This is a genomic window from Rhodovulum sp. BSW8 (assembly GCF_003314725.1).
GTDB classification, from domain to species: Bacteria; Pseudomonadota; Alphaproteobacteria; order Rhodobacterales; family Rhodobacteraceae; genus Rhodovulum; species Rhodovulum visakhapatnamense.
Window position 1 is genome coordinate 105,227 of the sequence record NZ_QNVX01000014.1, and the last position, 20,790, is coordinate 126,016.

The 20,790-nt window shown below is 67.8% G+C and carries 20 protein-coding genes, 1 tRNA gene and 1 pseudogene; 10 read left to right on the forward strand and 12 right to left on the reverse strand.

Annotated elements, in window-relative coordinates:
- Positions 1–71 precede the first annotated feature (71 nt).
- Positions 72–1,466: a sensor histidine kinase RegB gene (gene regB / locus DSD19_RS10085; protein WP_075784117.1), complete on the reverse strand. Its 1,395-nt coding sequence runs from the start codon at positions 1,464–1,466 to the stop codon at positions 72–74.
- Positions 1,467–1,563: 97 nt separating this feature from the next.
- Between regB and DSD19_RS10090 the strand changes: the two genes are divergently transcribed.
- Both DSD19_RS10090 and DSD19_RS10095 read left to right on the forward strand, forming a co-directional pair.
- Positions 1,564–2,199, forward strand: a complete 636-nt coding sequence (locus DSD19_RS10090) for an SCO family protein (protein WP_113669489.1) — start codon at positions 1,564–1,566, stop codon at positions 2,197–2,199.
- A gap of 79 nt (positions 2,200–2,278) precedes the next feature.
- Positions 2,279–2,830, forward strand: a complete 552-nt coding sequence (locus tag DSD19_RS10095; protein WP_075784115.1) for an ActR/PrrA/RegA family redox response regulator transcription factor — start codon at positions 2,279–2,281, stop codon at positions 2,828–2,830.
- Positions 2,831–2,882: 52 nt separating this feature from the next.
- Here the strand turns inward: DSD19_RS10095 and DSD19_RS22750 are convergent.
- Positions 2,883–3,077, reverse strand: a pseudogene (locus DSD19_RS22750) (hypothetical protein); the annotation flags it as partial.
- On the reverse strand, positions 3,074–3,637 hold the full coding sequence (locus DSD19_RS10105) for an HD domain-containing protein (protein WP_371412572.1): 564 nt from the start codon (positions 3,635–3,637) through the stop codon (positions 3,074–3,076). The gene DSD19_RS10105 and the pseudogene DSD19_RS22750, both read right to left, overlap by 4 nt.
- Before the next feature lie 138 nt (positions 3,638–3,775).
- Between DSD19_RS10105 and ahcY the strand changes: the two genes are divergently transcribed.
- Positions 3,776–5,170 carry an adenosylhomocysteinase gene (ahcY, locus tag DSD19_RS10110; RefSeq protein WP_075784113.1) on the forward strand — a complete coding sequence of 465 codons (1,395 nt, stop codon included), beginning with the start codon at positions 3,776–3,778 and terminating at the stop codon, positions 5,168–5,170.
- An 80-nt stretch (positions 5,171–5,250) separates the two neighbouring features.
- On the opposite strand, the gene trpB is transcribed toward ahcY, so the two are convergent.
- Positions 5,251–6,453, reverse strand: a complete 1,203-nt coding sequence (trpB, locus tag DSD19_RS10115) for a tryptophan synthase subunit beta (protein WP_075787422.1) — start codon at positions 6,451–6,453, stop codon at positions 5,251–5,253.
- A 175-nt stretch (positions 6,454–6,628) separates the two neighbouring features.
- On the opposite strand from trpB, the gene DSD19_RS10120 reads away from it, so the two are divergent.
- A complete protein-coding gene (locus tag DSD19_RS10120) occupies positions 6,629–6,970 on the forward strand; it encodes a DUF2853 family protein (protein ID WP_075784112.1) in 342 nt (113 codons plus the stop codon).
- 336 nt (positions 6,971–7,306) lie between these two features.
- Positions 7,307–8,167, forward strand: coding sequence for an MBL fold metallo-hydrolase (locus tag DSD19_RS10125; protein ID WP_113669491.1), 861 nt, complete (start codon positions 7,307–7,309; stop codon positions 8,165–8,167).
- A 15-nt stretch (positions 8,168–8,182) separates the two neighbouring features.
- Here the strand turns inward: DSD19_RS10125 and DSD19_RS10130 are convergent, their stop codons facing one another.
- Genes DSD19_RS10130 through tsaD form a run of 4 tightly spaced genes read right to left on the reverse strand, consistent with a single transcriptional unit; the run spans position 8,183 to position 10,918 of the window.
- Positions 8,183–8,596: an EVE domain-containing protein gene (locus tag DSD19_RS10130; protein ID WP_113669492.1), complete on the reverse strand. Its 414-nt coding sequence runs from the start codon at positions 8,594–8,596 to the stop codon at positions 8,183–8,185.
- Entirely contained in the window at positions 8,596–8,868 is a 273-nt protein-coding gene (locus tag DSD19_RS10135; RefSeq protein WP_113669493.1) for a YciI family protein, read from the reverse strand. Before DSD19_RS10135 ends, DSD19_RS10130 begins: the two co-directional genes overlap by 1 nt.
- A 2-nt stretch (positions 8,869–8,870) precedes the next feature.
- Positions 8,871–9,836 (reverse strand): NAD(P)H-dependent glycerol-3-phosphate dehydrogenase, encoded by a 966-nt coding sequence (locus DSD19_RS10140; RefSeq protein ID WP_075784108.1) that lies wholly within the window; start codon positions 9,834–9,836, stop codon positions 8,871–8,873.
- A complete protein-coding gene (gene tsaD / locus DSD19_RS10145; RefSeq protein WP_113669494.1) occupies positions 9,833–10,918 on the reverse strand; it encodes a tRNA (adenosine(37)-N6)-threonylcarbamoyltransferase complex transferase subunit TsaD in 1,086 nt (361 codons plus the stop codon). Before tsaD ends, DSD19_RS10140 begins: the two co-directional genes overlap by 4 nt.
- 105 nt (positions 10,919–11,023) lie before the next feature.
- Here tsaD and DSD19_RS10150 point away from each other — a divergent pair, with 105 nt between their 5' ends.
- The 5 genes from DSD19_RS10150 to DSD19_RS10170 all read left to right on the forward strand — a co-directional run bounded on the left by DSD19_RS10150 (position 11,024) and on the right by DSD19_RS10170 (position 15,989).
- Positions 11,024–11,719: a uroporphyrinogen-III synthase gene (locus DSD19_RS10150; protein WP_133260395.1), complete on the forward strand. Its 696-nt coding sequence runs from the start codon at positions 11,024–11,026 to the stop codon at positions 11,717–11,719.
- An 81-nt stretch (positions 11,720–11,800) separates the two neighbouring features.
- A complete protein-coding gene (locus tag DSD19_RS10155) occupies positions 11,801–13,036 on the forward strand; it encodes a COG4223 family protein (protein ID WP_113669496.1) in 1,236 nt (411 codons plus the stop codon).
- Positions 13,037–13,049: 13 nt separating this feature from the next.
- Positions 13,050–14,447: a heme biosynthesis protein HemY gene (locus DSD19_RS10160; RefSeq protein ID WP_113669497.1), complete on the forward strand. Its 1,398-nt coding sequence runs from the start codon at positions 13,050–13,052 to the stop codon at positions 14,445–14,447.
- A gap of 54 nt (positions 14,448–14,501) precedes the next feature.
- Positions 14,502–14,577: transfer RNA gene (locus DSD19_RS10165), tRNA-Thr, on the forward strand.
- Positions 14,578–14,759: 182 nt separating this feature from the next.
- Positions 14,760–15,989, forward strand: a complete 1,230-nt coding sequence (locus tag DSD19_RS10170; protein WP_113669498.1) for a TIGR03862 family flavoprotein — start codon at positions 14,760–14,762, stop codon at positions 15,987–15,989.
- Between the two features lie 3 nt (positions 15,990–15,992).
- Here the strand turns inward: DSD19_RS10170 and DSD19_RS10175 are convergent, their stop codons facing one another.
- From DSD19_RS10175 to leuS, 4 genes are read right to left on the reverse strand one after another with little or no spacing between them, the layout of a single operon-like run.
- A complete protein-coding gene (locus tag DSD19_RS10175) occupies positions 15,993–16,580 on the reverse strand; it encodes a glutathione S-transferase family protein (protein WP_113669499.1) in 588 nt (195 codons plus the stop codon).
- A gap of 53 nt (positions 16,581–16,633) precedes the next feature.
- Positions 16,634–17,662: a DNA polymerase III subunit delta gene (gene holA / locus DSD19_RS10180; RefSeq protein ID WP_113669500.1), complete on the reverse strand. Its 1,029-nt coding sequence runs from the start codon at positions 17,660–17,662 to the stop codon at positions 16,634–16,636.
- Positions 17,659–18,162, reverse strand: a complete 504-nt coding sequence (gene lptE / locus DSD19_RS10185) for an LPS assembly lipoprotein LptE (protein ID WP_075784101.1) — start codon at positions 18,160–18,162, stop codon at positions 17,659–17,661. Before lptE ends, holA begins: the two co-directional genes overlap by 4 nt.
- Complete coding sequence (gene leuS, locus DSD19_RS10190; protein ID WP_113669501.1) at positions 18,149–20,770, reverse strand: leucine--tRNA ligase; 2,622 nt, start codon at positions 20,768–20,770, stop codon at positions 18,149–18,151. Before leuS ends, lptE begins: the two co-directional genes overlap by 14 nt.
- Positions 20,771–20,790 lie beyond the last annotated feature (20 nt).

Below are 20,790 nucleotides of genomic sequence, written 5' to 3' on the forward strand. Positions count from 1 at the left end.
CAGTAAAACGTCATCTTGGTTAAATTCCAGTTAACTCAACGTATGCGTGTGGTGATTGATCCGGGGCGGTCTCAGGCCTCGATCGGGGTGTTCTCGCCCAGTGCCGCCAGTTGCGCCTCGGCACTGACGCCGATCTTGGAGGCGGACCATTCGACCTCGACCACCGCGCCGCGCTGATCGGACCGTTCCGAGGTCAGCATCGGGTCGCGCCCGTTGGCAAAGCTCAGCGTGGCGCCCGAGCGTTCCAGCAGCGTCTTGGCGATGAATAGCCCAAGTCCCATGCCTTCGTATTCCGGCCGCTTCTTCTGATGTTCGGAGCTTTTGCGCATCCGCACGAACGGGTCGCCGATGCGGCCCAGCAGGTGCGACGGATATCCCGGCCCGTCATCCATGATCCGGACGCTGATTTCGTCCTGGGTCCATTGCGCCACGACCCAGACCCGGCTTTCGGCGAAATCGACGGCGTTCTGGATCAGGTTTCTCAGCCCGTGGATCACCTCGGGGCGGCGGTAGATCACCGGCATCCGCGGGCTGCCGCCATGGATCGGCTCGAAGCTGAAGACGATCTCCTTGCCGCGATCCAGATGCGGCTCGGCCGCCTCGTCGATCACCGCCTTCAGCGGCGCGGTGTGCATGTGCAGGTCGTCCTTGCCGGCGCGGCCCATGGAGCGCAGGATATCGCGGCAGCGGTCGGCCTGCTCGCGCAGCGTCTCGATGTCCTCGCGCAGGCCGGGCTTGTCCTCTACCTCGTCCAGCAGTTCCGAACTGATCAGCTTGATCGTCGCCAGCGGTGTGCCCAGCTCATGCGCTGCGGCGGCGACCACGCCGCCCAGATCGGTCAGCTTCTGTTCGCGGGCCAGCGCCATCTGGGTCGCCAGCAGCGCGTCGGACATATTGTTCATCTCCGAGGTCACGCGGTCGGCGTAAAGCCCCAGGAAGGAAATCCCGATCACCAGCGCGGCCCAGAAGCCGAACAGGAACAGATGGGGCAATTCCTGGATCTCGCCAGCGGCATCGACCAGAGGCACATGATAGAAGGTCATCAGCGTGATCAGCGCGAAGGCGGTATGGGCGATGAACAGCGTCGACATCCGCCCCAGCGCCGTCGCCGAGATGGTGACCGGCGTCAGCAGCATCAGCGCGAAGGGGTTGTTGAGCCCGCCGGTCAGGAACAGAAGCGCCGACAGCTGCACCACGTCGAACAGCAGCGTCAGCATCGCCTCGTTTTCCGACAGGCGCCGGTTTTCGGGATAGATCGCCACCGCGATCACATTGGCCAGGACGCTGGCGCCGATCACCAGCAGGCACAGCCCCAGATCGAGCTGGATCTGGAAATAGAGGATGGCCACCGCGATGGCGACGACCTGTCCCGCGATGGCCGCCCATCGCAGAAGGATCAGGGTCCGCAGGCGGATCCAGTTGCTGCGCTCGGTTGGCGGCAGCAGGCCGGTTGCAATATCGGACATCGGACCCCCAGGTTCAGGCTGTCCCCTTGTTAATCGCGGCACGAGGGGCGATCAATGTGGGAAGCACATCGGGTGTCGGATGGCGGCGGAGGCGCGGATGAGACGGTACATACTGGCAGGCGCGGCCCTTGCGCTTCTGGCGGCGGTCGCGGTGCCCGCGCTTTTCATCTGGGGGCCCTGGGCGCCCGAGGACAGGTTTGCTGCCTGCCGCAGCGGCGGCTCCCGGTCCGGTCTGTCCGAACTGGGCGGGCCCTTTACCCTGACCGATCAGACCGGCGCCGTACGGACCGAAACCGATGTGATCGACGGCCCGACGCTGATCTATTTCGGTTACACCTTCTGCCCCGATGTCTGCCCGTTCGACAATGCCCGCAATGCCGATGCCGTCGATCTTCTGGAACGGCAGGGGTATCAGGTGCGTCCGGTCTTCATCTCGGTCGATCCGGCCCGCGACACGCCCGAGGCCCTGGCGGCCTTCGCCTCGATGATGCATCCGCGGATGCTGGCGCTGACCGGCACGCCCGACCAGGTGCAGGCGGCCAGCCGCGCCTACCGCACCTTCTTTCGGATCCGCGACCCCGAGGACCCCTATTACCTGATCGACCATTCGACCTTCACCTACCTCGCCTTTCCCGGCGCGGGCGTGGTCGAGGTGTTCGATCGCGACACCACGCCCGAAGACATGGCCGCGCGGGTGGCCTGCCTTGTCGACAACGGCGCGGGAAAGCCCTGAGCGGGAACGAGTTAAATTGACCCTGCCCCGTTAACATTCTAGAACGTCCGGAATATTACGCTCACCAGGAGGGTGTCGCATGGCTGAGCAGGAGTATGAAATCGGGGACGACCCGTCGCTGTTGATCGTTGACGACGACGAACCGTTTCTCCGGCGTCTCGCGCGGGCAATGGAAAAGAGGGGGTTCCAGCCCGAAATGGCCGAGACGGTCGCTGCCGGAAAGGCCATCGCCTCGGCGCGCCCCCCGGCCTATGCCGTGGTCGACCTCAGGCTGGAGGATGGCAGCGGGCTCGACGTGGTCGAAACCCTGCGTGAAAAGCGTCCCGATGCCAAGATCGTGGTGCTGACCGGCTATGGCGCCATCGCCACCGCCGTCGCCGCGGTCAAGATCGGCGCGACCGACTATCTGTCGAAGCCCGCCGACGCCAATGACGTCACCGCAGCACTTCTGTCGAATGGCGAGGCGCTGCCGCCGCCGCCCGACAACCCGATGTCGGCCGACCGCGTGCGCTGGGAGCATATCCAGCGGGTCTACGAGCAATGCGACCGAAACGTCTCGGAAACCGCGCGTCGGCTGAACATGCACCGCCGGACGTTGCAGCGGATCCTGGCCAAGCGCAGCCCGCGGTAAGACCGCACCTGATCCGGGCAGGCCTCAGATCCTGACGTGAGGCCTGCCGCAACCAGTCGATGAAGGCGCGCAGCCGCGGGGAATGCTGCCCCGGCCGGGTCACGATGTGATGGCCGATCCGCTGCCAGTCCTGATCGAACAGCGCGGACTGCCTGCCTGCGGCCAGATCGTCCTCGACCGGGGTGATCGGCTGGATCGACAGCCCGTACCCGGCACGCGTCGCCGCCCCATCGGGCGGTCGCGTTATAGACGCGCCATCAGCTCGGCATGACGCGCGGTATAGGCCGCGCGTACCTCGACCGGCGGGCGCAACCGGATCTCGAGCCCCTCGATCAACTCGGGTCGGGGGCGACCGAAGAACCGGTTCGCCTCGATCGCGTCGAACCCGGCAATCTGGGTCGCCTCAAGCCAGGCCGACAGGCTGTCGGCCCGCTTGATCGCCTTCTTGGTCCGCTCGGGCACCGCCGCGGGCAGACCGAAGCGGATATGGATCGCCGAGGCCAGCCGCTTGTCAAGCTCGCCATAGCTTGGGCCTACGGCGGCTTTCACCGGCGAGATCATGTCGCCGATCACGTATTCGGGCGCATCGTGCAGCAGTGCAGCCAGCCGCCAGCGGACCGGCGCCTCGGGCTGCATCCGGCCGAAGATTTCCTCGACCAGCAGCGAATGTTCGGCCACCGAATAGGGATAGTCGCCGCGGGTCTGGCCGTTCCAGCGCGCCACGAAGGCAAGGCCATGGGCGATGTCCTCGATCTCGATATCGAACGGCGTCGGGTCCAGCAGGTCGAGCCTGCGTCCCGACAGCATTCTCTGCCATGCGCGCGCTTGTTTCATAGCGATCCGTTTCCCTTGGGCCGCCCGATTGCCACGGCGCAGCCGCATTGTCGAGCCATGCGCGTGATGGTATGTGCCGTTCGAGCCGACAATTACGAGGAGAGTTGCGCCATGGCGCCGGACTACATCGTCAAGGACATCGCGCTGGCCGGGTTCGGTCGCAAGGAACTGGACATCGCCGAAACCGAAATGCCCGGCCTGATGGCGCTCCGCGAGGAATACGGTGAGGCCAAGCCGCTGAAGGGCGCGCGCATCGCCGGGTCGCTGCACATGACGGTGCAGACCGCCGTTCTGATCGAGACGCTGGTCGCGCTCGGCGCCGATGTGCGCTGGGCGTCGTGCAACATCTTCTCGACCCAGGACCATGCCGCCGCCGCGATCGCCGAGGCCGGGGTGCCGGTCTTCGCCATCAAGGGCGAGACGCTGCCCGATTACTGGGCCTATACCGACAAGATCTTCCAGTTCGCCGAGGGCACGGCCAACATGATCCTCGACGATGGCGGCGACGCCACGCTTTACGTGCTGCTGGGCGCGCGGGTCGAGAATGGCGAAGACGACCTGATCGCCGTCCCGACCTCGGAAGAGGAAGAGGCGCTGTTCGCCCAGATCCGCAAGCGGCTGGCCGAAACCCCCGGCTGGTTCACGAAACAGCGCGACGCGATCAAGGGCGTCTCGGAAGAGACCACGACCGGCGTGCACCGGCTTTATGATCTGCACAAGAACGGCCTGCTGCCCTTCCCGGCCTTCAACGTGAACGACAGCGTGACCAAGTCGAAATTCGACAACAAGTATGGCTGCAAGGAAAGCCTGGTCGACGGCATCCGCCGCGCCACCGACGTGATGATGGCGGGCAAGGTCGCCGTGGTCTGCGGCTATGGCGATGTCGGCAAGGGCTCGGCCGCGTCGCTTCGCGGTGCCGGCGCCCGGGTGAAGGTGACCGAGGTCGACCCGATCTGCGCGCTGCAGGCCGCCATGGACGGCTTCGAGGTGGTCGTGCTGGAAGACGTGGTCGCCTCGGCCGACATCTTCATCACCACGACCGGCAACAAGGACGTGATCCGCATCGAGCATATGCGCGAGATGAAGGACATGGCCATCGTCGGCAATATCGGCCACTTCGACAATGAAATTCAGGTGGCCGCGCTGAAGAACCACAAATGGACCAACATCAAGGACCAGGTGGACATGATCGAGATGCCCTCGGGCGCCCGCATCATCCTGCTGTCCGAAGGCCGCCTGCTGAACCTCGGCAATGCCACCGGTCACCCGTCCTTCGTGATGTCTGCCTCCTTCACCAACCAGGTGCTGGCGCAGATCGAGCTGTTCACCAAGGAGGGGGACTATCCGCCCGGAGTCTACATCCTGCCCAAGCATCTGGATGAAAAGGTCGCCCGGCTGCATCTTGCCAAGATCGGCGTCAAGCTGTCGACCCTGTCGCCCGAGCAGGCCGCCTATATCGGCGTGACGCCCGAAGGCCCCTTCAAGCCCGAGCATTACCGCTACTGATCTGCGCGCGTCGTGCGCGAGGCTGGCGCCGTCCGGATTTCCGGGCGGCGCCTTGCTTTATGCAGGTTCGGCCGAGCGGCTCAGAGAGCCTCGCCGAAGCCGAAGGTTTCGGTCACATAGTCGATATCCTTGTCGCCGCGCCCCGACAGGTTGACGAGGATCGACTTGCCGGGATGCGCCTTGGCCTCGCGCATCGCGAAGGCCACCGCATGGGCGCTTTCCAGCGCGGGAATGATGCCTTCGCGGCGCGACAGCTCGAAGAAGGCTTTCAGCGCCTCGGCATCGTTGGCGGTGGTGTAGGTGACCCGTCCGCTGCGGTGCAGATGCGCGTGCTCCGGCCCGACGCCGGGATAGTCCAGCCCCGAGGCCACGGTGTGCACCGGTGCCGGTTCGCCATTCTCGTCCTTCAGCACGATGGTGCGGAACCCGTGGATGTCGCCATCCTCACCAAAGGCTATGGAGGCGGCGTGATCGCCCAGGTTGGACGAGGTGCCCGCGGGCTCGACCCCGTAAAGCGCCACGTCATCCTCGATGAAGCCCGAGAAGATCCCCATCGCGTTCGACCCGCCGCCGACGCAGGCCGCGACCATGTCGGGCAGCTCGCCGGTCATGTCCAGGAACTGTTCGCGCGCCTCGACCCCCACCACATGCTGGAAGTTGCGCACCATCATCGGGAAGGGATGCGGCCCCACCACCGACCCGATGGCGAAAAGCGCATGATCGGCCTGGGCGATATAGCTTTGGAAACAGCTGTCCACGGCCTCTTTCAGCGAGCGACCGCCAAAACCCACCGGCACCACCTCGGCCCCCAGAAGCTTCATCCGGGTGACATTGGGCGCCTCCTTGGCGATGTCGATCTCGCCCATGTGGATTTCGCACTCCATGCCGAAATAGGCCGCGGCGGTGGCCAGCGCCACGCCATGCTGGCCCGCGCCGGTTTCGGCCATCAGCTTGGTCTTGCCCATGAACTTGGCCAGCAGGCCCTCGGCCATGCAATGGTTCAGCTTGTGTGCGCCGGTATGGTTCAGATCCTCGCGCTTGGCATAGATCTGCGCACCGCCGCAAAGATCGCTGAGGTTCCTCAGGTACGAGACCGGCGTCGGCCGCCCCTGGAAATGGGTGCGGATATAGCGCAGCTCGCGGATGAAATCGGCCGATTTCGAGATCCGGTCATAGGCCTCGCGGATCTCGGCGAAATGCGGCTCCAGCGGCGGCGGCAGCGTGGCGCCGCCATAGCTGCCGAAAAAGCCGTCGCGCGTCGGTGTGGTCTTCAGGTAGGTCACGTCGTTTTTTCCCTCTGTCCAGGCCCGGGCGCGATCTGACACCCTGCGCCCGCCGGTCTCAAGACGCGAAAGCGACACATCGGGCGCCGCGGGGCCCGGATTTTCCTTGCTCGACGGTCCGGGGCGCCTAGGCTCGATCCCGGAGAGGAGGCCTCAGGACAAAGGAGGAGGAAAGATGGGAAAGCGCGATCAGCTGATCGAGAAATACGCGCAGGATCTCAGGACCAGATACGGGATGGAGCCCGACATGGATCTGCTGACCAAGGTCACCATCGGCTGCGGCCCGGCGATCTACGATGCCGATGCCGAGGTCGTTGCGGCCACCCAGCCGGGCGAGATCGAGACCGTGCGCCGCAATTTCCTGATCCGCAAGCTGGGCCTGCCCGACGGCCCCGATCTGGACGAGGCGATCCAGGCCGCGATCGAGACCTATGGCGTCTCGAACCCGCACAAGTACCGTGCCGTGCTGTACTACATGCTGGTCCTGCAATTCGGGAAGGAACACATTTACGGCTAGTTCCCGCCGGACGAACCGCAACAGAGTCCGCCCTGTCCCGGAACTGTTTCCAGCAAGTCGTATAAAATGCCAGGGACATTGGGTTTGTGCAAAGGACGTGGTCGGCGTATGGTCAATTCATGCCCGCCAGGATGGCAGGGCCCTCATAGAATTCACGTGTGGTGCGCTAGGGTGCACGTGGGGTGATGGAGGGTTCTGCACTTGCGGAACCCTCCATTCATAACCTCCCGCTCCGGCTCTGCCGCATCGCCTCTGGCGGAACTGTCCGCCATGCCGGTTGTTCTCGTCCTGGGGGATATCGATCCCCCGGACGCTTAAACGACCGGAGAATTTCCCATGAAAGCTTCGCCCGTAGTGACATCGTTCCACGATGAGGCCACAGGCAGCCTGCAATACGTGGTCCACGACCCCGCCACCCGCGAGGGCGTCGTGATCGACCCGGTTCTCGATTTCGATCCGGCCGAGGCTCGCGTCACGACCGCCAATGCCGACAGGATTCTCGACCATGTCCGGTCCGAGGGGCTGAGGATCGGCTGGGTGCTCGATACCCATCCCCATGCCGACCATTTCTCGGCGGCGCATTACCTCGGCTACGCGCTGGGCGCGCGGCGGGGCATCGGCGCGCGGGTGACCGAGGTGCAGGCGCTCTGGCGCGATCTTTACAACCTGCCCGAGGCTTTCCCCGCCGATGGCCGCGACTGGGACCGGCTGTTTCGCGAGGGCGACGAGATCGCGCTTGGGCAGATGACGCTGCGGGTGCTGACGACGCCGGGCCATACGCTGGCCTCGGTCAGCTATCTCGTGGGCGATGCTGCCTTCGTGGCCGATACCTTCCTGCGGCCGGGTGCCGGGACCGCGCGGGCGGATTTTCCGGGCGGCAGCGCCTCGGTCCTCTACGACTCGCTCGGGCGGCTCTTGTCGCTTCCGGACGAGACGCGGCTGTTCATCGGCCATGATTATCCCGACGAGGGCGCGGCGGTTCAGCCGATGGCGACGGTGGCCGAGCAGCGCCGGAACGTGCATCTCGACGGCGCGACGCGCGAGGACTTTCTGAAGACCCGGCAGGCGCGCGATGCGACCCTTTCCTTGCCAGACCGCATGCTGGCCGCGTTGCAGGTCAACCTGCGCGGCGGCCGCCTGCCCGACCCCGAGGATGACGGGCGGTCCTATCTCAAGATCCCGTTGAACCGGTTCTGAGCAGCGGGCGGGCGGTCAAAGACCGCCCATCTCGCAGACGATCCGCCATTCTTCCTCGGTCACCGGCTGCACCGAGAGGCGCGAATTGTTGACCAGCACCATGTTCGCCAGCCGCGGCTCGGCCTTGCACATGTCCAGCGTGACCGGCCGGGGCAAGGGCGCGACCGCCTTGATGTCGACGCACTCCCAGCGCGGATCGTCGGCCTTGCTGTCGGGATGGGCCTCGGCGATCACCTCGACGATGCCGACCACGGCCTTTTCGCTGAGCGAATGGTAGAAGAAGCCCCGATCGCCGATCTTCATGGCCCGCATGGTGTTGCGGGCCTGATAGTTGCGCACGCCGTCCCATTCCTCGCCGGTCGCGCCTTTCGCGACTTGATCGTCCCAACTCCAGGTGTTGGGCTCGGATTTGAACAGCCAGAAGGCCATCAGCCGACGACCTTCTTCCAGGCCTGCACAGAGACGCTTTCGAACAGGCCCGCCCCGGCATAGGGATCGTTCGTGGCCCAGGCCTCGGCCGCCGCCTTGTCCGCGACATCGAGGATCACCAGCGACCCGCACATGTCGCCCGCGTCGTCGAGGAAGGGCCCGGCCTGCGCCACGACGCCGGTCTCGGCGACATAGGCCAGATGCGCCTCGCGATTGGCCTTGCGGATCTCCAGATGGCCGGGCTTGTCCCGGCAGATCAGCGCGAAATACATGGTCATTCCTCCTTCAGGGGGCGGCTCAGCAGGATCTTGACCGCCTCTTCGATGCTGCGGCGGCCGTCGATGACCTGGGCGACGCTTTGGGTCACCGGCATGTCGATGCCGCGCGCCTTGGCGATGGCGGCGACGGCGCGGGCGGTGGCCGCGCCCTCGACGGTCACATCGGGGTCGAACCAGGCGTTCTGCCCCAGCGCCACGCCATAGCCGAAATTGCGCGATTGCTGCGAGGTGCAGGTCAGCACCAGATCGCCGAAGCCAGACAGGCCCGCCAGCGTCTCGGGCTCGGCGCCATAGCTTTGGGCAAAGCGCTGCATTTCGGCGAAGCCCCGGGTGATCAGCGCGGCCCGCGCGCTTTCGCCAAGCCCGGTGCCGATGACGATGCCCGCGGCGATGGCCATCACGTTCTTCAGCGCGCCGCCCAGCTCTGCGCCCACGGTATCGGTGCTGCGGTACAGCCTGAGCGTCGGCGTCGACAGCCGTTCCTGCAACGCGAGGCCCGCCTCGGGATCGGCGCAGGCCAGCGTCAGCGCGGTCGGCAGCCCGCGGGCGATGTCGGCGGCGAAGCTGGGGCCCGTCAGCACGGCCGGGACCACCTCGGGGCAGGTTTCGGCGATGATCGCGCTCGGTCCCCGCCCGGTGGCCAGATCGACGCCCTTGCAGCAGGCGACCATGTGGCGCGCCTTCAGCACCGGCCCGTAAGTGTCGAGAACGCTTGACAGCACCTGCATCGGCGTCGTCAGCAGGATCAGGTCGCACTCGGCGATATCCGCGATCCGGGCCGAGACAGAAACGTTTTCAGGCAGCTGAACCCCCGGCAGGCGCGGGTTTTCGTTGCGGCTGCGGATCTCTTCGGCAAAGGCGGCCTCATGCGCCCAGATGGTCGCCTTGCGCCCGGATTGCGCCAGCACGACGCCCAGCGCCGTGCCGAAGGCCCCTGCCCCCGCGATTCCGATCCTTGTCATGCCTTGGCTCCTTTCTTGCCGGCCCCGATCAGCGCGGGGCTTCTTTTGTCAAGCGGCCAGCGCGGCCGGGCGGCCAGCGCCATGTCGTCGCGGGCACCGAGGCGAAAGCGTTCAAGCCCGGCCCAGGCGATCATCGCGGCATTGTCGGTGCAAAGCGACAGCGGCGGCGCCACGAAGGGCAGCCCGGCCCTGTCGGCCAGATCCTCCAGCGCGGCCCGGATCGCGCGGTTCGCCGCGACCCCGCCCGCGACGGCCAGCGCGGTCGCCTCGGGACAGGCGGCCAGCGCCCGGGCGGCCTTGCCCGCCAGCACGTCGCGCACCGCCGCCTGAAACCCGGCGCAGAGATCGGCGCGGTCCTGTACCGTGATCCCGCCCTTTTCGGCGATGATGCGGTCGCGGGCGCGCAGCAGCGCGGTCTTCAGCCCGGAAAACGACATGTCGCAGCCTGGCCGGTCCATCAGCGGGCGCGGGAAGGCAAAACGCGCCGGATCGCCGGTTTCGGCGGTGCGCTCGACTGCAGGGCCGCCGGGCTGGGGCAGCGCCAGCAGCTTGGCGGTCTTGTCGAAGGCCTCGCCCGGCGCGTCGTCGATGGTGCCGCCGATCCGGGCAAACTCCTCGGGACCCGACACCGCCAGGAACTGGCAATGCCCGCCCGAAGCCAGCAGCATCAGATAGGGAAAGTCCAGCCCGTCGGTCAGCCTGGGCGTCAGCGCGTGCCCGGCCAGATGGTTGACGCCGACCAGCGGCAGCCCGGTCGCGGCGGCGATCCCCTTGGCGACCATCACCCCCGAGAGGACCCCGCCGATCAGCCCCGGCCCCGCGGTGACCGCCACCGCGTCGAGATCGCCGAACCCCAGACCGGCCTCGGCCATTGCGCGTTCGACGCAAAGATCCAGCCGTTCGGCATGGGCGCGGGCGGCAATCTCGGGCACCACGCCGCCATAGGCCGCGTGCAGCGCGGTCTGGCCCTCGACCACCGAGGCCAGAATTTCCGGCCTTTCGCCCGCGCGCAGGCGCACCAGGGCGGCGGCCGTATCGTCGCAGCTGCTCTCCAGCCCCAGGATCGTCAGTGTGTCGGCCATGGCTCTGCCGTTGCGTACCCGTCGGTCGGCAGGTAACACCACGGGGACCACAGGCACAATCCCGCGAGGAGGTACGCCTTGCCCCAGCATCCGCCGCTGCTTCTCATGACCCGGCCCCGGGCCCAGTCGGACCGCTTTGCCGACGCGTTCGTTCAGAGGTTCGGCACAGGCATCGCGATCCGCACGGCGCCGGTGCTTGACATCGTGCCGCGCACCGATCCGGTCTTGCTCGACGGTTTCGCGGGGGTGCTGTTCACGTCCGAGAACGGGGTCGCCGCGCTTGCGGCCGTCAATGGCGACCGGAGCCTGCCCGCCTATTGCGTGGGCGAGCGCACCGCCGATGCCGCCCGCGCCGCCGGGTTCCGCGCCACCGCGGCCGAGGGCACCGCGGCCTCGATGATCGCGCATTTCACCGCGCGGCCGCCGAAGGGGCGGCTTTTGCACCTGCGCGGCGAACATGCCCGGGTCGAACTGGCCGAGGCGCTCAGTGCCATCGGCATCCCCACCGAGGAACGCATCGTCTACGCGCAGGAGGCCCTGCCCTTCCCGCCCGGGATCCTGGCCGAAATCGAGGCCGCGCCGCTGGTCCTGCTGCCGCTTTTCTCGCCCCGCTCGGCCCGGTTGGTGGCCGAGCGGCTGCGCGGATCGGGGGGGCGTCTGGCTCTGGTGAGCATGAGTGCCGCGGTCACGGCCTCCTGGGACGGGCCGGACCCGGTGGCCCTGATCGAGGCCGACCGGCCCGACGGCCCGGCGATGATGGACGGTCTGGCTGCGGTAATGGGCGCCGTGGGGGTGCCTTGAGGCCGTAACGGCGAGTCTTTAATGTGTGAGGCGGTGCGCGACGCGCGGTCTGAGACGAAGCGAATCGAAAGGCGGGTTCCCGTGGCTAAAACCGAAGACGAAACCGATTCCCTGGATACCAAGCCGTCGCATCCCGAAGGCGGACAGGAGCCCGGCGAAGGCCGGCTGGAAGCGGCCATCCGCACGGCGCGCGACCGCGATGAGGCGGACGAGCCGGTCGCCGACAGCCCCGAGCGCGCCGACGCGCCCTCCGAGGCCGCGCCCGTTCAGGACGAGGCGCCGGAAGAAAAGCCAATCGAAACGACACCGGAACCCGAGGCCCCGGCCGCTGGACCGGCCCCTGCTCCGTCCAAGCCGGGCCTGATCGGAGCGGTTTCCCCGGTTCTGGGCGGCATTCTGGCCGCGGGCATCGGCTTCGTCACCGCGCAATACATCCAGCCCGAGGGCTGGTCCTTCCCGGGCACCAGCGCCGGGCTGGGCGAGACGGGCATGGCGGCCCTGACCGCCAATGGCGACCGGCTCGACCGGATCGAGACCGCGCTGAACGGCCTGTCTGCGGGCGGCGGCAGCGAGGCGCTGGCCGGGCAGATCGACGCGCTTCAGACCGAGATCGGCAAGATCGCCGAGCAGGTCGCCGGGATCGACGCGCGCGTGACCGAGCTTGCCAATTCTCCGGCCGCAGCGGCCAGCGGCGAGGCGGCGGCCGCGCTCAAGGCCTATGAGGATCAGATTGCGCAGATGCGCGAGCAGAATGCCGAGCTCAGCGCCTCTGTGCAGCAGGTGGCCGAGAAGGCCGAGGCCGATATCGGCGCGGCGATGGACCGGGCCGCCCAGGTCGAGGCGCGCGGTGCCCTGATGCGGATCGACGCGGCGCTGGCCGACGGCTCGCCCTTTGCGCCCGCGCTGGGCCAGTTCGGGTCGATCGAGGTGCCCGAGGCACTGACGGCGGTGGCCGACAGCGGCGTCGCCACCCTGCCCGAGCTGCAATCAGAATTTCCGGCGGCGGCCCGTGCCGCGCTTGAAACCTCGCTCAAGGAGCAGGCCGCGGGCGGTGTCGGGGACAGGTTCAAGGCCTTCGTGCGCAGCCAGCTGGGCGTGCGCTCGCTGACGCCCAAGGAGGGCGACGATGCCGACGCGATCCTGTCGCGGGCCGAGGCCGCACTGCGCAAGGACGATCTGGGAACGGCGCTGTCCGAACTCGACGGGCTTGATGCCGAGGCCAAGGCCGAGATGTCGGACTGGATCGGTGCCGCCCGTGCCCGCGCCAATGCCGTGGAGGCCGCGCAGAGCCTCGAGCAAACGCTGAACAGCAACTGAGGACGCGCGAAACATGCTCTGGTCCCTTCTCAAGATCCTCTTCTTCGTGATCCTCGTCGCCGCGCTTGCCTATGGGGCCGGCATCCTGATGGAGACGGGACCGGGCCTCAGGGTCGCGGTCGCGGACATGGAATTCGTGCTGGGCCCGCTGCAGGCGGTGATCCTGGCGCTGCTGACCGTGGTCGGCGTCTGGCTGCTGCTGCGCGTCGCCGGGTTCCTGGTGGCGCTGGTGCGCTTCCTGAACGGCGACGAAACCGCGATCAGCCGCTATTTCAGCCGCTCGCGCGAGCGTCGCGGGTTTCAGGCGCTGGCCGACGGCATGCTGGCACTCGCTTCGGGCGAGGCGCGGCTGGCGATGTCGAACGCCGCCAAGGCCGAACGCTTCCTGCGCCGGCCGGACCTGACCAACCTGCTGTCGGCCCAGGCGGCCGAGATGCTGGGCGACAAGGGCCGGGCCCGCGACATCTACAAGAAGCTTCTGGGCGACGACCGCACCCGTTTCGTGGGCGTGCGCGGGCTGATGAAACAGAAGCTTGCCGAGGGCGACACGGAAACCGCGATCAAGCTGGCGGAAAAGGCCTTCGTGCTGAAGCCGCGCCATGCCGAGACCCAGACCACGCTGTTGCAATTGCAGGCCAATGCCGAAGACTGGAAGGGCGCGCGCAAGACGCTGAACGCGAAACTCCGGCACGGCAATATCCCGCGCGACCTGCACCGGCGCCGCGATGCGGTGCTGGCGGTTTGCGAGGCGCGCGATCTGATGGTCGATGGCGACGAGCCGCGCGCCCGCGACCTGTCGATCGAGGCCAACAAGCTGTCGCCCGACCTGGTGCCCGCCGCGGTGATGGCGGCCCGGGCCTATCACGCGCAGGGCCGCGAAAAGCAGGCGGTGCGGGTGCTGCGCCGCGCCTGGGAGGCTCAGCCCCATCCCGACATCGCCGCGGCCTTCGCCGAACTGGTGCCCGACGAGACCCCGCAGGACCGGATTTTGCGTTTCGGCCAGCTGACCGATGTTCGGCCCGACGATCCCGAAACCCGGATGCTGACGGCCGAACTGGCCATCGCCGCCGAGGATTTCCCGGCCGCCCGCAAGGCGCTGGGCGATCTGGTCGACACCGCGCCGACGGTGCGCGCCCTGACCCTGATGGCGGCGGTCGAGCGCGGTCTGGGCTCTGACGACGAGGTCGTGCGCGGCTTCCTGGCCAAGGCGCTGGGCGCTCCGCGCGGCCCGCAATGGGTTTGCGACAGCTGCGCCACGGTCCAGCCGGCCTGGGCGCCGGTCTGCGGCCATTGCGGTGGGTTCGACACGCTGGCCTGGAAGCCCGCGCCCGCGAACCAGGCGGCGCTGGCCGGGGCGTCGGACATGCTGCCGCTGCTGGTCGGCGGCGGTCTGGAAAAGTCGGTGGAGTAGGACAAAAAGGGTCTACACACCCTCCCGCGAGGGTGCTAAAGACCCCGCCACAGTGCCGGTGTAGCTCAGCTGGTAGAGCACGTCATTCGTAATGATGGGGTCGGGGGTTCGAGTCCCTTCACCGGCACCACTGATCGCAAAGAGGGTCGGCAGGTTTGGTCCCGCCGACCCTCTTTTCGTTTTCGCGCTCGCGCCGTGAATTGCCCCGTCCAGGGGAACCGCTCGGCCTTGCTGCTTCGAGGTTCCCGAGGCAGAGGATGCAGAGGCCGCCGGGCATTGTGCCGCGCGGCCAAGCGGAACGGAGGCGCGGCCATGAGCGACAGGGCAGGAATGCAGGAGGCTGCGCCGGAGCAGGCGGCCGAAAGGCTTCCCGCGCTGGTGGTGGGCGCGGGTCCGGCGGGCCTGATGGCCGCCGAGGCGCTGGGCGCGGCGGGCGTGCCGGTCGTCATCGCCGAGGCACTGGCCGCGCCCGCCCGCAAGTTCCTGATGGCGGGAAAATCGGGATTGAACCTGACCAGAGCTGAACCGTTCGAGCCCTTTCTGGCGGCCTATGCCGAGGCCGCGCCGCGGCTTCGGCCTATGCTTGAGGCGTTCGGCCCGGGCGAGGTCTGTCGCTGGGCCGAGGGACTGGGCCAGCCGGTCTTTGCGGGCAGCACCGGTCGGGTCTTTCCGACCGCGATGAAGGCCTCCCCGCTCCTGCGGGCCTGGCTCGGGCGGCTCGCGGGACAGGGGGCGCAGCTCCGGCGGCGCTGGCACTGGGGCGGCTGGGACGGCGACGCCTCGGTCTTCGAGACGCCCGAGGGGCCGCGTCGGATGGCGGCCGGGGTCACGATCCTGGCCTTCGGCGGGGCGAGTTGGGCCAGGTTGGGGTCGACCGGCGCATGGGCCGGGCCGCTTGCACAGGCAGGGTTGCCGCTGGCGCCCTTCGCGCCCGCCAATGTCGGGCTCAAGGTCGACTGGTCGGTGCCGATGGCCCGCCATTTCGGCCTGCCGGTCAAGGGCGTGGCGCTGCGGGCCGGCGCCGGGCCCTGGCACCGGGGCGAGTTCGTGATCTCGGCGCGCGGGCTCGAGGGCGGGGGCATCTATGCGCTGTCCCGGCCGTTGCGCGACGGGGCGCCGCTGGTCGCCGACCTGCTGCCTGATCGGACGCCCGACTGGGTGGCGGACCGGCTGTCGCGGCCACGCGGCAAGGTGAGCCTCTCGAACCATCTGCGCAAGGCGCTGGGGCTCGACCCGGCGCGGCTGGCGCTGCTGATGGAATTCGGCCGCCCGCTGCCCGAAGGGCCCGCACTGGCGGCGCGGATCAAGGCGCTGCCCATTGCCCATGCCGGGCCGCGCCCGATCGACGAGGCGATCTCGACCGCAGGCGGGCTGATGTGGCAGGCGCTCGATCCCGACCTGATGCTGACCGAGCGGCCTGGGACCTTCGCGGCCGGAGAGATGCTGGACTGGGAGGCGCCGACCGGCGGCTATCTTCTGACCGCTTGTCTGGCGACAGGCCGCTGGGCCGGGCAGGCCGCGGCCCGTCGGCTGGCGCGCTAGCCCTCAGGCGGCCTGGGCGCGCCGGTAGGCGGGGCGGGTGCGCATCCGGGCCAGATACTCGGCCAGCCGGGGCTGGGTGATCGGGAAATGCGCGGCCTCGGCCCAGTCGCCGCAATGGGTCAGGATGATGTCGGGCACGGTCATATCGGGGCCCAGCAGGAACGGCCCGGGGCCCATGCGCCCGACCAGCACTTCCTGGCTGCGGGTGAATTCCCATTTCAGGCTGTCCTTGATCGCCGATTGCCGCAGCTCTTCGGGCAGCACGAAACTGTGCCGCGCCGCCATCCACAGCGCCGAGTCGAATTCGTCCAGCAGGAACTGGGTCATGCTGTCCTGAATGGCGCGCGCGATGGTGCCCGCCTGCTGGGTCATCTGCCCGTGCCGGTCGGCCAGAAAGGTCAAAATCGCGGTCGAATCGAGGATCGGCACCCCGTCGGCGATCAGCACCGGCACCTTGCCCGCGGGATTGAGCGCCACCACATCCTCGGACCGGGGCAGCGCGGGCACATGCTCGTAGTCGAGCCCCAGTTCCTCCATCAGCCACAGCACCCGCCGTGCGCGACTGTTGCCGCTGCCAATGACCCGATACATCGCCACATCCCCCTTGGCACGTTCCTCAGGGGTTCCAGCAAATCGCGGCGCGGTCAAGCGCGCCGCGACGCCAGAACCGCCAGCTTGACGAGGCTGCGTTCGATCAGGGCCATCTGCGGGGCGCGCTGGGACGAACGGAGCTGCAGGTCGGTGTCAAGCAGCAGCCCCAGCGCCTGTTCCAGCCGGTGCATGCCCCAGCCCTGCGCCTGCCGCACCATCCGGTCGCGCGCCTTGAAATGGACCGGCGGGCGCAGCCGGTTGATGCCCGAGGCTGCGCCGTCGGGATCGGCGGCGGCGGCGTGCAACTGGCGGAAATGCCGGGTCGCGGCGATGCAAAGCGTGACCGGCGCCATCCCCTGCGCCTGCAACCGGCGCAGCAGCGGGCCGATCTCGGCGGTCTTCGCCTCGGCCACCGCATGGATCAGAGCATCGGCCTCGGCCTCGGTCGAACGCGGCGCACAGGCGGCCACGTCCTCGGGCGTCAGCGGCGCGGGATCGTTCAGCTTGTAAAGCGCGACCTTCTCGACGGTCTGGCGGAAATCGCCGGGATCGAGCGCGGTGGCCAGATCGAGAAGCGTCCCCATCGCCGCGCGGTCGACCGTCCCCAGCCCGGCTTCGGCCAGCATCGCCTCGATCTCGGGGCGGCCGGGCGGGTCGTCGTAGATGCCGATGGCATAGGCCTCGGGATGGGCTTCGAACGCTTTCCGAAGCGCCGATTTCGGTGGCAGTTGGCGCGCGGTCAGCACGATCTGCGCGTCGCCCTTCTGCCAGTCGGCCAGCGCCCCGAGGATCCGGTCGGCCAGCGCATCGGTCGCCTCGTCCAGGAAGACCACGCGAGGCCCGGGAAAGAAGCCGCGCGCCTTGACCGCATCGGTCAGCGCCGCCGGGTCGGCGCGCAGGTCGGCGGCGGACAACCGGGTCAGCCGCATCTCTTCCTCGGCATTCGGGCCCAGAAGGGCGGCGATCACCTGCTGGCGCTTCAGCGCCACGCGCATCGCGTCATTGCCATAGATCAGAAGCCCCGCGCGATCCGGCTCGGGCCGGGCGAAATACCCCGTGGCCTCCCGCGGGGAAAGCTTCATTGCGCCCAGGTGCCGGAGGTAGCGAGAAGCCGCGTCACCACTTCATCGGCGAGAATGACCATCAGCCGCCGGTAGGCGTCCCGCTCGGCGGCGCGGGTCGCGACCGTGCTGCCGGTCGCGGAATAGGCGGTGAAGGACGCGACCTCGCCCGATTGCACCACCTGCCCGCTGTCGAGATCGCGCAGCTGGAAGCCGACCCGCCCGGTGATGTTGTAGCGGGTGGTGTCCTGCTCGGCGGTGACGCCGAGGCCTTCGCTTTCGGTGTCGATGCTGTAGGCCAGCCGCCAGCGGGGCGCCTCGGCCCGGCCAAGCCGGGTCTCGAGCTCTTCGACCAGCAGGAAGCCCACCACCGAGTCGGGCGCATCGACCGCGATCCTGCCGCGCAGCCCGTCGGCCGGGCCGCCGGTTCCGTAGACCGGGCGAAAGCCGCAGCCCGCCAGAGCGAGCCCCGCGGCGGTCAGCCCTGATACAAGAAAGGCGCGGCGGTCAGACGACGACATTGACGATGCGGCCCGGGACGACGATCAGCTTTTTCGGGGCGCCGCCATTCAGCGCCTTGATCACAGCATCGTCGGCGAGCACCAGCTTTTCAACCTCTTCCTTGGGCATGTCCCTGGCCACCTGGATCTCGGACCGGCGCTTGCCGTTGATCTGGATCGGCAGCGTCACCGTATCCTCGACCAGCATCGCCGGATCGGCCTTGGGCCAGGGCGCCTCGGCCGCCAGCCCGGGATTGCCCAGCGCCTCCCAGACCTCTTCGGCCAGGTGCGGGGTCATGGGCGCCATCAGCTGCGCCATGACCGTCGCGGCCTCTCGTCGCGCGGCAAGGGAGGCCGTGGATTTGGCCAGGGTATTGGTAAAGGCGTAAAGTTTTGCCACCGAGGTATTGAAGCCGAAACTTTCGATACCCATTGTCACATCGTGGATGGTTTTGTGCAGGGCGCGGCGGAGGGCCAGGTCGTCTCCCCCCCTTTCGGCCGCGCCCGGACCGCTCGCATCTGCCGAAGCGGTCGCCGGCGCCTCTTCCTCATAGGCCGCGATCCCGCCGCCGTTCAGTTCCTCGACAAGACCTTCGGCGATGCGCCAGACCCGGCCCAGATGCCGGAACGCCGCTTCCGCGCCCGCCGCCGTCCATTCGACATCGCGTTCGGGCGGGCTGTCGGACAGCACGAACCAGCGCGCGGTATCGGCCCCGAAGGCCTGGATGATATTGACCGGGTCGACGACATTCTTCTTCGATTTCGACATCTTGGCCGAGGGCACGATCTCGACCGTTTCGCCGGTCGCCTTCAGCGCGCCGTTCTCGACCTCTTCGGGCAGGTGATAGACTGGACGGCCCTTGTTGTCGCGGGTCATGTAGATTTCGTGCGTCACCATGCCCTGGGTGAACAGCGCATCGAAGGGCTCGATTGCCTTTTTCGGCAGATGGCCGGTGATCTGCATCGCCCGGGCGAAGAAGCGCGAATAAAGCAGGTGCAGGATCGCATGTTCGATCCCGCCGATATACTGGTCGACATTCATCCAGTAGTCGGCCTCGGCCATCTCGGTCGGGGTGGCCGCGTGGGGTGCCGTGAAGCGCGCGAAATACCAGGACGAATCGACGAAAGTGTCCATCGTGTCGGTTTCGCGCTTCGCGGGCTTGCCGCAGCTCGGGCAGGCACAGTCGCGCCAGGTCGGGTGCCGGTCCAGCGGGTTGCCGGGCTGATCGAAGGTCACGTCGTCGGGCAGGCGGACCGGCAGGTTTTCCTTCTTCTCGGGCACCACGCCGCACTCGGGGCAATGCACCACCGGAATCGGGCAGCCCCAGTAGCGTTGCCGCGACAGGCCCCAGTCGCGCAGGCGGAACTTGGTCACGCCCTGGCCGATGCCTTTCCCTTCGCAATGGCGAAGCGCGGCCTCGATGGCCTCTTCGCCGCTGGCGATCTCGTCCCAGGCGAAGGCTTTCAGCCAGCGGACCTTTTCGGGCTTCGCCGGTACGAAAGCCTCGGTGCCGACCGGCGTGCCACCGTCCAGCGCCACGAAGGTGTCGATCACCGGAAGCCCGTATTTCCGCGCGAAATCGAGGTCGCGCTGGTCATGGGCCGGGCAGCCGAAGATGGCGCCGGTGCCGTAATCCATCAGGATGAAGTTGGCGATATAGACCGGCAGTTCCCACGTCTCGTCAAAGGGATGGCGCACGGTCAGCCCGGTGTCGAAGCCCTTCTTCTCGGCCTTTTCCAGCTCTTCTTCCGAGGTGCCCATGCGGCGGCACTCGGCGCAGAAGGCAGCGACCTCGGGGTTCTCGGCCTCCAGCGCCTTCGCCAGCGGGTGATCGGGCGAGATGCCCAGAAAGCTCGCCCCCATCAGCGTGTCGGGCCGGGTGGTATAGACCTCGACCCGGTCGAAGCCCGAAGGCGCGTCGACCAGATCGAAGCCCATCTGCAACCCGCGGCTGCGGCCGATCCAGTTGCGCTGCATCAGCTTGACCTTCTCGGGCCAGTTGTCGAGCCCGTCCAGCGCCTCCAGCAGCTCCTCGGCGAAATCCGAGATCTTGAAGAACCATTGCGTCAGCTCGCGCCGTTCCACCGGCGCGCCCGACCGCCAGCCCTTGCCCTCGATCACCTGCTCGTTGGCCAGAACGGTCATGTCGACCGGGTCCCAGTTCACGGTCGCGTTCTTGCGGTAGACCAGCCCCGCGCCCAGCATGTCGATGAACATCGCCTGCTGCTGGCCGTAATATTCGGGATCGCAGGTGGCGAATTCGCGCGACCAGTCGATGCTAAGGCCCAGCGGCTTCATCTGCGCGCGCATGTCGGCGATGTTGCCATAGGTCCAGTCCTTGGGATGGCCGCCCCGCTCCATCGCGGCGTTCTCGGCGGGCATCCCGAAGGCGTCCCAGCCCATCGGGTGCAACACGCTGAACCCGCAGGACATCTTGTAGCGCGCGACCACGTCGCCCATCGTGTAGTTGCGCACATGGCCCATGTGGATGCGCCCCGAGGGGTAGGGGAACATCTCGAGCACGTAGTATTTCGGCCGGGCTTCGTCGCGGGTGGCGGCGAAGGTGCCGCCCGCCTCCCATGCGGATTGCCATTTCGGCTCGATCTCGGCTGGGGTGTAGCGCGCCATGTCTTGCGGTCCTCGGTGCT

What these genes read in the sequence shown, in the direction of transcription:
- regB (WP_075784117.1), bottom strand. Translation starts at nt 1,466, where the DNA reads ATGTCCGATATTGCAACCGGCCTGCTGCCGCCAACCGAGCGCAGCAAC.
- DSD19_RS10090 (WP_113669489.1), top strand. Translation starts at nt 1,564, where the DNA reads ATGAGACGGTACATACTGGCAGGCGCGGCCCTTGCGCTTCTGGCGGCG.
- DSD19_RS10095 (WP_075784115.1), top strand. Translation starts at nt 2,279, where the DNA reads ATGGCTGAGCAGGAGTATGAAATCGGGGACGACCCGTCGCTGTTGATC.
- DSD19_RS10105 (WP_371412572.1), bottom strand. Translation starts at nt 3,637, where the DNA reads ATGCTGTCGGGACGCAGGCTCGACCTGCTGGACCCGACGCCGTTCGAT.
- ahcY (WP_075784113.1), top strand. Translation starts at nt 3,776, where the DNA reads ATGGCGCCGGACTACATCGTCAAGGACATCGCGCTGGCCGGGTTCGGT.
- DSD19_RS10120 (WP_075784112.1), top strand. Translation starts at nt 6,629, where the DNA reads ATGGGAAAGCGCGATCAGCTGATCGAGAAATACGCGCAGGATCTCAGG.
- DSD19_RS10125 (WP_113669491.1), top strand. Translation starts at nt 7,307, where the DNA reads ATGAAAGCTTCGCCCGTAGTGACATCGTTCCACGATGAGGCCACAGGC.
- DSD19_RS10130 (WP_113669492.1), bottom strand. Translation starts at nt 8,596, where the DNA reads ATGGCCTTCTGGCTGTTCAAATCCGAGCCCAACACCTGGAGTTGGGAC.
- DSD19_RS10135 (WP_113669493.1), bottom strand. Translation starts at nt 8,868, where the DNA reads ATGTATTTCGCGCTGATCTGCCGGGACAAGCCCGGCCATCTGGAGATC.
- DSD19_RS10140 (WP_075784108.1), bottom strand. Translation starts at nt 9,836, where the DNA reads ATGACAAGGATCGGAATCGCGGGGGCAGGGGCCTTCGGCACGGCGCTG.
- tsaD (WP_113669494.1), bottom strand. Translation starts at nt 10,918, where the DNA reads ATGGCCGACACACTGACGATCCTGGGGCTGGAGAGCAGCTGCGACGAT.
- DSD19_RS10150 (WP_133260395.1), top strand. Translation starts at nt 11,024, where the DNA reads ATGACCCGGCCCCGGGCCCAGTCGGACCGCTTTGCCGACGCGTTCGTT.
- DSD19_RS10160 (WP_113669497.1), top strand. Translation starts at nt 13,050, where the DNA reads ATGCTCTGGTCCCTTCTCAAGATCCTCTTCTTCGTGATCCTCGTCGCC.
- DSD19_RS10170 (WP_113669498.1), top strand. Translation starts at nt 14,760, where the DNA reads ATGAGCGACAGGGCAGGAATGCAGGAGGCTGCGCCGGAGCAGGCGGCC.
- DSD19_RS10175 (WP_113669499.1), bottom strand. Translation starts at nt 16,580, where the DNA reads ATGTATCGGGTCATTGGCAGCGGCAACAGTCGCGCACGGCGGGTGCTG.
- holA (WP_113669500.1), bottom strand. Translation starts at nt 17,662, where the DNA reads ATGAAGCTTTCCCCGCGGGAGGCCACGGGGTATTTCGCCCGGCCCGAG.
- lptE (WP_075784101.1), bottom strand. Translation starts at nt 18,162, where the DNA reads ATGTCGTCGTCTGACCGCCGCGCCTTTCTTGTATCAGGGCTGACCGCC.
- leuS (WP_113669501.1), bottom strand. Translation starts at nt 20,770, where the DNA reads ATGGCGCGCTACACCCCAGCCGAGATCGAGCCGAAATGGCAATCCGCA.